Below are 12,928 nucleotides of genomic sequence, written 5' to 3' on the forward strand. Positions count from 1 at the left end.
TATTTTTTTCAGTAATGCAATAATTTACAAACGGTTTTCTGTTAGCAACAGTCGCACTTTAAGTACCGCGGCCACAGTCATGGAATCAGTAATCTCGCCATCGCAAACCATACGGTAAATTTCAGCAAAAGGCACTTTTCTGATAATCAGCTGTTCGGTTTCTTCGGGTTCGGCTTCAAACTGCTCAAGGCCCCGGGCCAGGTACAATATGCTCAACTCATCGCTTACTGAATTGCTGAGGTGCAGGCGCTGGATCTCCGTCCATTGAGAGGCTTTTAACCCGGTTTCTTCAAGCAATTCACGTTTGGCCGATTCGAGCGGATCCGTACCTTCAGGGCCACCACCTTCTGGCATTTCCCAGCTGTACTGATTTAATGCGAAGCGAAATTGCCCTACAAGATAAGTATTTAGTTCAGCGTCTAAGGGTAAAACACCAATCGCCACATTTTTAAAATGTATTTTACCATAAATACCGGGATTACCGGAAGGGTTAATAACCTGGTATTCGGTTAGGTTGATCCAGGGGTTATCGTAGATATTTTTTTGGGACGTTATTTTCCAGGGGTTATCTTCAGGGTGATGCATGGCCTAAAAATAGACATCTTTTTATTAAAAAAATGTCATTTCGACAGAGCAGGGAAGGGAATGAACGCCCGGAGCGAAAGAGAAATCTTGTACACCCTGCCAGTGGCTATGCATGTTGGGAAGCATGGCGTATGGGAGATTTCTCCTCACCCTCCTGCACTTTTCCCAGCGGGTTCGTCGAAACGACACTTTCTTACAATACAATGGTACCCCTTAAACACAGCCGCCTCGTCCTTAAGTATAGCAAGCACTTCCGGCCTTAAAGTCAAAAATCGTTGATAGAAATCAGAAACTTATCTCAACCGTTGTCTTTAATTTCTTTCAATATTGGTTCTTCCATATTAATTTCCATCTTCGATACTATAGGATTGCCTAACTCAACATCAATAGGATCATCCCAAAGAGTATCACATTCGGCACAAAGTAAAAACAGTTTACTGGTTAAAGAGTCTTTTATAATATCAACCCAACCCTGATTGCAAAATGGGCACCACGCAACGTGATAATTACTATTATTGATCATATGTATTTATTTTGTTCCCTCAGGGTCCTCTGCGGGAGACCCTGAGGTTCTCCTCATTCAAAGACACATCTAACAGATATTTAAAACATCGGATCTGCATGACGTATACAAAACCAAAGAAATTCTGAGCAATAACCTCACCGAAGATGAAGCCGCGACCCTAAGCGATCTATTGGACAAAATGCGGGGATGATTTTTTAGGTGAAAGGGAAAAGGCTAAAGGCGAAAGGTTATTACCCTTAAATTCAAAATAAAAACATGTCATTGCGGGCGTAGCGAGGCAATCTCGTAGCCAATGCATGTACGATCTGCATCGGCTACGAGATTGCTTCGTCGTTCCTCCTCGCAATGACATATCATGTATAAACTTTAATTGGTTACGAAGCCTTAAACGCCGCAACTTCATCCTTCAGTATTGCCAGCACTTCCGGCCTTACATTACCGAAGAAAGACACGCCCATCGCGCCGTTTTTAAGCGCCACCTGTATACCGGTGCGAATTTCATCATCACTTTTAAAATCGGATAAATACAGACCTGCATACAGCGGGAACCTTCCGGCCAGGAAATGAACGCCTTCGGCTACGGCATTGCCTATCCAGCTCACGCCTTCCTTGTAAAAACCATGGTATATCATGGGGCAAATGCCGTCCATGTTCCAGTTTGTCCAGTCCTGCCTTACGTTGCGGCGGGCTACTTCGGGTGTTGGGAATACGGCTGCAGTTATTTGTTTTTTATGCTGGTGGGCAACAGTCGAAATACCGTTCACTACGCGGGTAATATTATTATACCTGAACAAGCGCCATGAAAGGCTTGCTTCAGGATATTGGATCTGATCGAGGTCCTGGTTATATTCTTCTTTGAATTTGGCTTTGCAAACATCGCAGTAGCAAAAATCATATTCGGGCAGCTCTTTGGTTTGCTCAATTTTATATTTATCCCAAAGGTTTACCGGTAACACAACATCGCAGTAACGCACGTAATCCAGGTGGATGCCATCGATATAATCTTTAGCTAAAATATCATCGACAGTTTTGGTTAAATACTCCTGAACTTCGGGGCGCGACGGGCACAGCCAGCGGTAATACTGCACATAAGGCGGATGATCGGCACATGATTCGCCTTTGCGGTTTTTGCTGTACCATTCGGGCTTTTCGTTTACCAGTTCGGCACGGTTAAAAGTCCAGATCCAGCGGTGGGCCTCCAGGTCTTTAGCTTTAGCGGCACGAAAATGGCGTTCGCTGTCGTTCTCGAAAAATATGCCGGTGATGCCCGATGCTTTGTAGGAAGCGTAACGGGTGGCCAGCTCATCATCAGTATCTTTTTGGTTAGGGTTGATCCATACCCAGTTTTTCATGGCTTTTTTCTTGCCGCTCTTGGCAGCTTCAACAGCGGCATTGCTTACTAAGGGCAACTGGGCAGCCACGCCGGCCAGTAAACCAGCCTTTAAAAATTCGCGCTTATTCATGGAGTTTTAGGGATTATCTGCTGCTGCACCAGGCCCTCCTGGTCAATTTTATAGGTCGCTTTGGTTTTACTATCGGCAATATAAGCTATAAACTGATGGGCAGTTGCTTCCAGCTTAAGTTCGTTAGTATAGCCTGTTATTGTTACCTTATTTTCAACACCCAGGTTGTTTAACGAGGTGCAGTATTGGTGATGATCTTTAAACCACTGCTTTTGCTTGTAATAAACCAGCCATAGGTATTTTTTTTGCTCTTCGGCATAAGGCATTTTAAACGTCGCGTCATCGGCCTCATGATCTCTGAAGAGGAGGTAGCCCCAGCGTTCGGGGTAATGCATATTGATAAGCCCCTGGTTGCTCCAAACCCAGTTATACTCGGGCAAGTTATGCCCGGTATTATCCTGCAGCTTTACATATTTTCCGTTCTGCACTTTGGTATCATACTGCACCCGCGAAAAATTGATACGCCACAAAGTACCATCCTTTATCACAGCGTGGTTAAAGCCACTGGCTATGGCTTTAAATGGGATAGCCATTTCAACCGTCCAGCCTTTATCCGTATCCGTAGGATCATTCAGTGTGCCCTCAACTTTTACCGCCGACCGTAAGCCGTGCGCATCCCAACCGGTTACCGCGGAGCCGTTGTTACGGTAGGGTTTGGTCAAAAACAAATCGAAAATGGTATTGAGGGCATTCACCTCAATTTCAAAATAACTATGCGTGCTGTTGGCAGGATCGATAAACAGCTCAAAATCATTGTCTTTGTATACAATATCATCATGATGGCTAAGCGTAGCCCAAACATGCGGATCTCTGATGCGGGCTGCTACATACAGGCAGCTATCGTCCCAAAGCATTTTAACGTTGGTTTGCAGTGGTGGCTGCGGTTTGAGGCGGCCTTCAATATCCTGGAAATCCCGGGTCCATTTGGCCTGCTGCCATACAGCATCTTCCAGATCGCCATCAATTACCGGCGCTTGCTTTACATGTTTCGCAACATAGCCGTAAGGGGTGGAAAACAGATCGGGAAAGGCGCTGAAAGCATCCTGCGCTTTTGCAAGTCCCGGCAATACCAATAAAACGGCGACAAGGCCCGGCTTAATAAAACAACTGTCAAAGATGTTGCTCAGTTTCATTTACTGCCCAGCGCTAAGATGTAATCAAACTCTTCGCGCTTTACCCCCATTACCGATAAACGCCCCTGCCTTACCAGGCCAATATCCTGTAATTTAGGGTCGGCTTTGATCTGCTCAAGGGTTACCGGGGTTTTCAGGGCTTCAACCGGGGCCAGGTCAACCACCACCCAATTGGTATCATCGGTTGTGGGGTCCTGGTAAGCTTCCTTAACAACTTTGGCTATGCCTACAATCTCTTTACCCTCGTTACTGTGATAAAATAACACCAGGTCGCCCTCCTTCATTTCCCTCAGGTTATTGCGTGCCTGGTAATTGCGCACACCATCCCAAAAGGTACGACCATCCTTATTGAATTTTTCCCAGCTGTATTTAAAGGGCTCACTCTTAACTAACCAATGTTGCATTTGTACGGTATAAATTTTTGTAACGTAAAAATGTAAAAAAGGGAGCGTAAACTAAAATGCGCTACAGGCAATACAGGGTATTGTTACAATGAAATTACGGGGTGGAGTGGTGAAGTAGGGGTTAATAAAGTCTTCACTTATTCATTACTGGTTAACAACTGGGTTAGCCTTTTAGCATTTTGTGCGTTGATAGTGTTTGTTAAAGGAACAGAAGTGTAAACAGCAATTCCCTGGTCATCATCGGGGTGATAGCTCAACAATAGTTTTACCGTGCGCGAATCCCACAGATAAACGTCCTGGTAATCATTTGGCTTTGCAGTGAAGGTACCGTACCAGTGCAAAAATTTACTGAGCATTTTATAGCCCTGGTTACGGTTAAAGAAAACATAAATATTTACTATTTTATTTTGCCATGTACGTACACAAATATGAGTTGCGGTTAGCCCGTCTTCCAGTTCCAGCTGCTTATCCGGATGATATTCATAGGTAACACAGCTATCCGCATCGGGCTTGCTGCCTTCTCCATCAATGTAAGTTAAAGCCTGTTCCTGCTCGCCGGTTAACAAGCCGCCCAGGTTAAACCCGCCAATTCCGTTGCGCGCCCTTAAATATGCCAGCGACCCGATTTTCGCCGCCTGCGAAAAACCCGGCGAATGTAAACACATGATGATCAAAAGCCCCGTAACTACTCTGTAGGGCAAGTAGCAAAAAAACTTAGCTTTCATATCCTCCTCCTTCGTTTTACAACGGCTAAATCAGCACCGTAACAAGGGGTACTTAAGCCATTGAGTAAAACGAATTTGGAGAAATAATTAACTGATTATCAAACCATAATAACGATTGTATCACAAATTGGACTGCCTTTACACTTTATTGCACAGATACTTGTTTACTTCTTTCGCAACAATGTATAATAAACCGCAAAAAACTTTTGATACTAATCAGTCAGCATATATTCTTTAAGCTTGGCCTGTAGTTTTATGGCCTGCGTAATGAGGGTTTTATCGTTGATATATTGTTCAAAAGCGACATCGGGGCCGATCAGGTTTTCCTTAAAAATGTCCTTAAATCTGGAGTATTTTAATACCAGGTTCCACTTGTCTTTCAGATACTCAAAAACCTGTTCATCCTCGTCTTTCAGCATCGAATAATTAACAACTACAAATGCATCCCGGGGCAGTGTTTCAATACATTTCAAAATGTCCTGGTTGTAGGCTATCCAAACTTTCAGGTATTCGGTAGCATGATCATTATAAAACTGCACCATGCGGCGGCCGCGGCGAAATTTTGTCCATACCAGTCTTGAAAAATATTTACGCGCCATGTACCTGTTTTCCACCCACTTAAATTCACGCCGTAAAAGTGAACTCACTACCGACTGATAATCGCGCAGGATAACCAGGTAACAGGCATCGGGCAGCAGTTCTTTATATACATCCAGAAACAGACAGGTCCGCGGGTCTTTCCAACCCCATTGGTCGTATAACTGTTGTTTAACTTTAATAATGCTTTTGAGCTTTTCCCTTTCGTACAAGGTAAACTGGGCCACATGCTCAACCGTAAGCCCGGTTTTGGGCAGGTTATGGTCGGCCAGGATCTCTTCGTGCATTTTTAAAAATTCAATATCTTCAAAATGCCCTTCCACATTGCCATGGCCACCGGGTACCAGTTTTTCGCCTGTTTGCAGGCCGCATTTGCTCAACCACTGGGTAATAAGCGAGGTTCCGGAGCGGTGCATCCCGGTAATAATCAGTACTCTTTTTTGCATAAAATCTTATAAGCGTCCTTTTTTGTCAGGTATAGCTTGGTATCTTAATAGTCTGCTTAACAGGATGCAGATTGTTTATAATATAATAAAGCAGTGAAGAGGTACTTTGTTGTATGGTATAATTGCAGGTATCAATGTATAGGTCGGGCTTAACGGGTATATCAAACCTATCGTTAATACCTGTCAGGTTGGGTAGTTTATCAGGATGCCCATCCGGCAGCAACGCCCTTTTGTACAGGCCTTTAGTATCGCGGCTTATCAACTTGTTTACGGGGCAATCAATGTGAACAATGCTTACATGATCATATTTTTCGGCAAGCTCCTGCCTGACATCGTCATATGGATTTATAGCACTCACTATGGTAACAATACCCTGAGCGCTGAAACGACTGGCTACAAAGCCCAGGCGGCGGATGTTCTCGTTCCGGTCTTCCTTACTAAAGCACAGATCACGGCACAGTGCCGCACGGTATTCATCACCATCAATAATTTCAATTTTAATACCCAGGCTTGTTAATTCGGCGGCCACACTTTTTGCCAAAGTAGTTTTTCCCGCACCTGATAATCCGCAAAATAAAAGTATCATGCCTTAATTTTTTTATTTAGTATGCCTTATTGATCAGCTTAACATATTGCTTAGGATAAGTGAACTTAGGAAATTAATTGGCTGATGAATTTTGTTACATTGTAAATAATCAATTACATGCAACACTGAACAACGGAAAGTCAGGAGAAAAAAGTAACCAATACCGGCTAAAAATGAAGATTTAATGAATAAATGGATGTATACGGTCAAACACTAACCAACGCTACACTTAACAAAAATGTTACGCTATTTAATTTATCAGAAATGATTTTGGAGATTATTTGAGGACTCGTTTTTATGATATATTTACTGTGGGCTAAAGAACCTATCACAATAAACATGAACGAATTTTTACTTAACGGGGGTGCCTATGTTGGCAATACCAAAGTCTCCAAACCTTTTGCAGCTTTGAAAGCTGATACTTCTGTACTCAAGATTAACCTTGGTTTGTTAGGTCAGTTATTTTTCAACGCTGATGATATTGTTCAAATCGAATATGCATCCTCAATTGCCGGCAGCGGCATCAAGATAATACACAACGTATCGTCATACCCTAAAAAAGTTATGTTTACAGCAAACATGCCTTACAATGACATAATTGAAAACATAAAAGCAACAGGATTCTTTAATAAAACCGCCAATAACCAGGTACAATATTACCAGGTTAAGAAAATGCAGGGGCAGGGCAGAATACCATTTAAAACTGCAGCATTAATTGTGTTTTTAGCGGGCTGGAATATCCCTCTTATTGCCGGTTCTATAAAAGAAGGGGTTGGCCGTGCTGCAAATTATTCGCTCGTTTCACTCCTGTTCGTTTTTTTATGATCGCACTGACACTTTTTTCACCGGCTTTCAGGGCATTAGTATTGAAAGAGGATAGAGAAATAAATGACCTGAAAAAGTCTTTATATTTCTTATGGTTTATTGTTACAATTGGCGGCCTCATGTATGCTATCATAAGCCGGGTACCTTTTAACAAATAATCATTAAAAAACTATTCAGCATCCTCGGCAACCGGCTCTTCTTTATCCGGCATAAAAAGTAAAACAAGCGCCCCTATTTGTAACAGGTCAATTATAACAGCGATGCAGCCTGCATAAAAGTTTGCCTTAAAAGTTGCGGGCAGATTTATAGCGTCAGGCGTTATAGTTAAGATTAATAAGCCTAATAGCAGCCATTTTGCCCATTTATAACCCCGCCTGATAAATAAAGCCAGTAAAAGTAAAATGCCCAGCGCTATGCACGTTGCTAAAGCGATTTGAAAAGAAGCCGACCTTCCGCCGTTCAAATAATAATAAACCAGGTACAAAACCGCCGATACGCGGATCATGCCGGATGCTATATTAACTTTTGATTGCGAGGATAGGGTCATTTTAATCAGAATAAATCTTGCCAAAGATCATCATTAACTGCCGATACAGTATATAATTATTTTGTATTTTTGATAGATAACTTAAATCTGTCATGCAACGTATCCTGCTGTTTTTGTCTTTATTAGCATTCATTTGTTCTTGTAAAAAACAAGAAGCCTTACCGAATACTATTAAACCAACCGACACAAGTAAACATCCAGATAATGGGAACACCCCCGGTGGTAGTACACTGACCGATGTAAATAAAAAATATCAGGTATTGTTTACGGTGGCCGGTTTTACTAAAGAAGCAACTCCTATCATATCAGCTTTACAAACCAATGCGATAATACCAAACGTGGTTGTCTTACCATCGGATGATAAATATTATGCTAAGATCATGTATATTGTTTATGACAGCACAGGTACGCAGGTAAGCCGCCTGGAAGAAAACTTATCGCCAGAAGATAATGGTAAATTATTCAGGATTAATAAAAACTTCAGAAGAGAAATAAACAACTCAACACCTTTCGGAACCATAAAAGATTCGCTAAAAGCTGGCGATTACACTTTAATTATCACCGCCGGCACCCAAAAAGGTAGCTTAAATAAGCTGGGAAAATTTGGCAAATACCTTCGCCCAACGGTTTATTTCCCGAGACTCCACTTTCCGATGCGAAATTTTTTCCCTCCGATGATCATAACGTTAATTACAACCTTATGGAAGATGCTTTCTTTTATAAATCTGTATTAAAAGTATCAAAAAACAATATAGAACAAACTATAGTTCCTGAACGCATAATTGGACAATTGTCAATAAACATTGAAGACCATACCCCACAAAAGGCAAGCTACTACCGAATCTATATCGATAATGAACTGTACGACTTTAGTATGGATAAAGCCCATGCCGAAGGAACAAGAAATAATTTGACCTCATACGTTACGAAAAACTACTCGGGTGAATCAAACTACAGTCTTTCATGTAAAGTACTAAACACCCAAACTCCTGTCACACTAAAAATAGAGGGTTATTCGGGCTTACAGTTATCCGTACGCAAAACAATCCCAAACATACGGATAAATAAAGGGGAAACCACTTCCATATCCACAAAACTATTCAGCAACAATTAGTTGTGAACTAATGCAGTATCTTAAACATCAGCTCCTTCATCAACTCACCGTGCGGCGCGTTTGATTCAACGCCTTTACTTTTCAAATCATATTCGCGCAGATAGCTGATCACCTGGAAAATTTTACCAAGCGGGTAGTTACGGGCGGCCTGCTCATAATCTTTAATAAAGTATGGGTTAACGCCCATTTCGCGGGCAAGGTTTTGCGGGGTTTTATCTTTTACGTAATGGTACACCAGCACCTTGCTGAAAAAGTTATTCAGGTTGCCGAGCACCAAAACAATGGGATTTGATTTGGGATTGGCTTCAAAGTAATTGATGATCTGGTTTACCTTGTAAGCATCTTTTTTGGTGAGGGCTGTTTGCAGCTCAAATACATTGTACTCCTTACTGATACCAATATTATCCTGGATATGCTTCAGGGTAATCTCCTGCCCGGCGCTAACATTCAGCATCAGTTTTTCGAGCTCGTTGGCAATTTTAGCCAGGTCGTTGCCCAGGTACTCGGCAATCATGGCCGATCCCTGCTGGTTCATTTTGTAGCCCTTCTCGCTTACATAACCTTCAACCCAGGCCGGCACCTTATTATCATATAAAGTAGCCGATTCAAAAATAAGCCCGTTCTTTTCTATGGCTTTGTATGTTTTCTTGCGCTTATCAAACTTGCCGTATTTGTAACAAAAAACAAGAATAGTACTTGGCAGCGGATTTTCAAGATAGCTCAATACAGGGTCGATGCTTTTCTTGTTATCATCGTCCTTCCCCCATTTCATGTCCTGTGCCTCTTTTACCAGTACCACCTGGTAATCGGCCATCATGGGGTAACGCTTGGCGGCATTGAGCACGGTCATGATGTCGGTATCCTTGCCGTAAACCACGGTTTGATTGAAGCCACGCTCATGCTCGGGCAACAAGTGATGCTCAATGTAATTGCTTACCAGGTCGATAAAATAAGGTTCTTCCCCATGCAGCAGGTACAGCGGTTTAAACTTACGGTTCTTAAGGTCCTTTAATATCTCGGCAGCAGTCATATTTCGCAGTCAAAAGTACTAAGTCGAAAGTCAAAAGTGGAATGTATTTTTAATTAGGGCGATGCAATGATATAAACAGGAAAATTGCTTTTAAAATCTATGTTGACATGAGGCGAATGGATAAGAAATTTTTACACTATTTTTTTCAAATTAATCGAATTACACGAATTTTAAATTTATGTAATTGAAAAATTGGTGTAATTCGATTAATTGTGGTAAGAATGAAGATAATTCGTGTGGAAATTTTATTGCTATTTTTTCAATGCATCGAATTACCTCAAAGGCGATTTCCCTGATAATATATTTATTAATTTTGAAGCCCGACTCAAGACTCATAACTTTCGACTTAAGACTTCGCAAAAATGCTCCAACCGCTTAACCTGCCACCCTACCCTTTTAAAATAAGCGACGATAACGGCATACTGACCCTTTTTGACGAGATCCGTAAGAAAACCATCATCATTACACCTGAAGAATGGGTACGCCAGCATTTTGTACAATACCTCATCAAACAAAAAAACTATCCCCGCTCGCTGATTAAACTGGAAGGCGGCCTTAAACTTAACACCCTGCAAAAGCGCACCGACATAGTGGTGTTTAATCCCGACGGGCAACGCATTTTAATGGTTGAATGTAAAGCCCCATCTGTAACTATCGATCAAAAAACATTCGATCAGATTGCCCGGTATAATATGGTTCATAAAGTATCCCTGCTGGCGGTGAGCAATGGCCTGCAACACTATTATTGTACTATAGATCATGAAAAATGTACTTACCGGTTTATTGAAGAGTTGCCGGGGTATGTGAAGGGCTGAAGCTGTCTGAACTCGAATTAAACGAATTTGAAGAATTTATGGAATGTGTATAGCATTTTCTGCCCTCACTGGCGCAAGTCTTGAGTGTAGGGTAGCGCTATGGCTGACTTGTAACTTCTCCAATTGTCCGTAAGTCCGAAAGATTAAAATTGGCTTGGACTTCCAGACTTACGGACATCTGACTTTCGGACTCACTTCCACTCACTTAATAAACCAATTTCCTACCTTTGCGCGGTAAACTCAATATTGCATGAGCGAAAAGATCTTAGTGATAGGCGCCAACGGCCAGATCGGTACCGAACTGGTAATGGCTTTGAGAAATATACATGGGGCCGAAACGGTTATAGCTTCGGATATTAACAGCCCTACCTATGCCATGCGCGGAAGCAGCGGACCATTTGAATTGATCAATGTACTTGATAAAGACAACCTGCACCATATATTTGATAAGCACCGCCCCACACAAGTTTACCTGTTAGCTGCCATTCTTTCGGCAGTAGGCGAGCAAAAACCCAAAATGGCCTGGGACCTGAATATGACCGGTTTGCTGCATGTGCTTGATTTTGCAGTTGAGTTTAAGGTAAGTAAAGTTTTTTGGCCAAGCTCAATAGCGGTTTTCGGTCCGCATTCGCCGCAGCATAATACTCCGCAGTATTGTGTAATGGATCCTAACACGGTTTATGGTTTTAGTAAATTGGCCGGCGAGCGCTGGTGCGAATATTATTTTAATAAATACGGCCTTGATGTACGCAGTATCCGTTACCCGGGCCTGATAGGCTGGAAAGCAAACCCAGGCGGCGGCACTACCGATTATGCAGTACATATATTTCACCAGGCGTTAAAAACCGGCAGCTATGAAAGCTTTCTGGCCGAAGGTACCGCCCTGCCCATGATGTATATGGATGATGCCATCAGGGCTACCATCAGTTTGATGGATGCACCTGCCGAACAGATCAGCATCCGCTCATCATATAACCTGGCTGGCATTAGCTTCACGCCCGAACAACTGGCAGTAGAGATCAAAAAACTGATCCCTAAATTTGAGATCAGTTACAGTAATAACGACCCGCGACAAGCCATCGCCGATAGCTGGCCAAAGTCAATAGACGACAGCTACGCGCAAAACGACTGGGGCTGGAAACTGGAATATGACTTACCAAAAATGGTGGCCGACATGTTGACCAATTTGAAAACGATAATTTAAGGTTAAAGGCGAAAGGATAAAGGTTAAAGGTTTTTATCCGTCGTTATATAAACAAATATTATATTTACCGCCTTGTCTTTATAAGGCAAAGCTTTGTAATACAACAAGGTTGATCTATCACTATCAACCATGAACAATGAACTAAAAAAACATGGGAAGAGCATTTGAATTCCGCAAAGAAAGAAAGTTTAAGCGCTGGGCCAAAATGGCAGTGCAGTTTACCCGTTTAGGTAAGGAAATTGTAATGGCTGTAAAAGCCGGCGGCGGCGATGTTAACACCAACTCACGCTTACGTACCGCGGTACAAAACGCCAAGGCTGTAAACATGCCTAAAGACCGTGTTGAAGCCGCCATTAAACGCGCCAGCAGCCGCGACGAAAAAGATTATGAAGAGCTTGTTTACGAAGGTTACGCACCTTACGGTGTTGCAGTGTTGGTTGAAACCGCTACCGATAACACTAACCGTACCGTTGCCAACGTACGCAGCTATTTTACCAAATACGGTGGCTCATTAGGAAAAACCGGCTCGCTTGATTTTATCTTCACCCGCAAATCGGTTTTCACCTTTGAGCCGGGCGACCGCGACCTGGAAGAGCTTGAATTTGAACTGATAGACGCAGGTTTGGAAGAAATATTTGTTGAAGCCGACGAAAATGGCAACGATATTGCAGTAATCCACACAGCTTTTGAAGATTTCGGCAAAATGCAAAAAGCGTTAGAAGAGATGGGTATCGAAGTAAAATCGGCCAAGCTGGAGCGTATCCCGCAATCATTCCACGCTGTTAGCGAAGATCAGGTTCCTGAAATTATGAAACTGATTGACCGTTTGGAAGAAGACGACGACGTGCAGGCGGTTTACCATAATATGGCGGAATAAGAGCCCCACACAACCCTCCCCGGAAGGGAGGGCTTTGAATACATACATTAA

16 protein-coding genes are annotated in these 12,928 nt (G+C 42.5%); 6 read left to right on the forward strand and 10 right to left on the reverse strand.

Annotated elements, in window-relative coordinates; genetic code table 11:
- Positions 1 to 24: 24 nt before the first annotated feature.
- From IEX80_RS25630 to cysC, 8 genes are all read right to left on the reverse strand, one after another.
- Positions 25 to 585, reverse strand: coding sequence for an NUDIX domain-containing protein (locus IEX80_RS25630; RefSeq protein WP_090533975.1), 561 nt, complete (start codon positions 583 to 585; stop codon positions 25 to 27).
- Between the two features lie 298 nt (positions 586 to 883).
- Positions 884 to 1,108, reverse strand: a complete 225-nt coding sequence (locus IEX80_RS25635; protein WP_188834594.1) for a hypothetical protein — start codon at positions 1,106 to 1,108, stop codon at positions 884 to 886.
- Positions 1,109 to 1,485: 377 nt separating this feature from the next.
- Entirely contained in the window at positions 1,486 to 2,574 is a 1,089-nt protein-coding gene (locus IEX80_RS25640) for a family 10 glycosylhydrolase (protein WP_188834595.1), read from the reverse strand.
- Complete coding sequence (locus IEX80_RS25645; RefSeq protein ID WP_188834596.1) at positions 2,571 to 3,707, reverse strand: carbohydrate-binding family 9-like protein; 1,137 nt, start codon at positions 3,705 to 3,707, stop codon at positions 2,571 to 2,573. The genes IEX80_RS25640 and IEX80_RS25645 overlap by 4 nt, the downstream gene beginning before the upstream one ends.
- Positions 3,704 to 4,111 carry an EVE domain-containing protein gene (locus IEX80_RS25650; protein WP_090528071.1) on the reverse strand — a complete coding sequence of 136 codons (408 nt, stop codon included), beginning with the start codon at positions 4,109 to 4,111 and terminating at the stop codon, positions 3,704 to 3,706. Before IEX80_RS25650 ends, IEX80_RS25645 begins: the two co-directional genes overlap by 4 nt.
- A 137-nt stretch (positions 4,112 to 4,248) precedes the next feature.
- Positions 4,249 to 4,836 carry a hypothetical protein gene (locus IEX80_RS25655; protein WP_090528074.1) on the reverse strand — a complete coding sequence of 196 codons (588 nt, stop codon included), beginning with the start codon at positions 4,834 to 4,836 and terminating at the stop codon, positions 4,249 to 4,251.
- 212 nt (positions 4,837 to 5,048) lie between these two features.
- Positions 5,049 to 5,879 carry a sulfotransferase gene (locus IEX80_RS25660; RefSeq protein ID WP_090528077.1) on the reverse strand — a complete coding sequence of 277 codons (831 nt, stop codon included), beginning with the start codon at positions 5,877 to 5,879 and terminating at the stop codon, positions 5,049 to 5,051.
- 25 nt (positions 5,880 to 5,904) lie between these two features.
- Positions 5,905 to 6,465, reverse strand: a complete 561-nt coding sequence (gene cysC / locus IEX80_RS25665) for an adenylyl-sulfate kinase (protein ID WP_188834597.1) — start codon at positions 6,463 to 6,465, stop codon at positions 5,905 to 5,907.
- A 339-nt stretch (positions 6,466 to 6,804) separates the two neighbouring features.
- Between cysC and IEX80_RS25670 the strand changes: the two genes are divergently transcribed.
- Complete coding sequence (locus tag IEX80_RS25670) at positions 6,805 to 7,290, forward strand: hypothetical protein (RefSeq protein ID WP_188834598.1); 486 nt, start codon at positions 6,805 to 6,807, stop codon at positions 7,288 to 7,290.
- Between the two features lie 169 nt (positions 7,291 to 7,459).
- Here the strand turns inward: IEX80_RS25670 and IEX80_RS25675 are convergent, their stop codons facing one another.
- The gene (locus IEX80_RS25675) at positions 7,460 to 7,837 is read right to left on the reverse strand and encodes a hypothetical protein (protein ID WP_188834599.1); all 378 of its coding nucleotides are present in this window, start codon (positions 7,835 to 7,837) and stop codon (positions 7,460 to 7,462) included.
- Between the two features lie 92 nt (positions 7,838 to 7,929).
- Here IEX80_RS25675 and IEX80_RS25680 point away from each other — a divergent pair, with 92 nt between their 5' ends.
- Both IEX80_RS25680 and IEX80_RS25685 read left to right on the forward strand, forming a co-directional pair.
- Positions 7,930 to 8,571, forward strand: a complete 642-nt coding sequence (locus IEX80_RS25680) for a hypothetical protein (RefSeq protein WP_188834600.1) — start codon at positions 7,930 to 7,932, stop codon at positions 8,569 to 8,571.
- The gene (locus IEX80_RS25685) at positions 8,538 to 8,951 is read left to right on the forward strand and encodes a hypothetical protein (protein ID WP_188834601.1); all 414 of its coding nucleotides are present in this window, start codon (positions 8,538 to 8,540) and stop codon (positions 8,949 to 8,951) included. Before IEX80_RS25680 ends, IEX80_RS25685 begins: the two co-directional genes overlap by 34 nt.
- 7 nt (positions 8,952 to 8,958) lie before the next feature.
- Here the strand turns inward: IEX80_RS25685 and holA are convergent, their stop codons facing one another.
- On the reverse strand, positions 8,959 to 9,981 hold the full coding sequence (holA, locus tag IEX80_RS25690; protein WP_176629129.1) for a DNA polymerase III subunit delta: 1,023 nt from the start codon (positions 9,979 to 9,981) through the stop codon (positions 8,959 to 8,961).
- Positions 9,982 to 10,343: 362 nt separating this feature from the next.
- Between holA and IEX80_RS25695 the strand changes: the two genes are divergently transcribed.
- The 3 genes from IEX80_RS25695 (at position 10,344) to IEX80_RS25705 (ending at position 12,877) form a co-directional block, all read left to right on the forward strand.
- Positions 10,344 to 10,796 (forward strand): type I restriction enzyme HsdR N-terminal domain-containing protein, encoded by a 453-nt coding sequence (locus tag IEX80_RS25695; protein WP_176629130.1) that lies wholly within the window; start codon positions 10,344 to 10,346, stop codon positions 10,794 to 10,796.
- A 250-nt stretch (positions 10,797 to 11,046) separates the two neighbouring features.
- The gene (locus tag IEX80_RS25700; RefSeq protein WP_188834602.1) at positions 11,047 to 12,000 is read left to right on the forward strand and encodes an NAD-dependent epimerase/dehydratase family protein; all 954 of its coding nucleotides are present in this window, start codon (positions 11,047 to 11,049) and stop codon (positions 11,998 to 12,000) included.
- A gap of 151 nt (positions 12,001 to 12,151) precedes the next feature.
- Positions 12,152 to 12,877, forward strand: coding sequence for a YebC/PmpR family DNA-binding transcriptional regulator (locus tag IEX80_RS25705; protein WP_090534133.1), 726 nt, complete (start codon positions 12,152 to 12,154; stop codon positions 12,875 to 12,877).
- Positions 12,878 to 12,928 lie beyond the last annotated feature (51 nt).

Origin of the sequence: Mucilaginibacter rubeus (assembly GCF_014643835.1) — a bacterium.
Classification (GTDB): domain Bacteria; phylum Bacteroidota; class Bacteroidia; order Sphingobacteriales; family Sphingobacteriaceae; genus Mucilaginibacter; species Mucilaginibacter rubeus.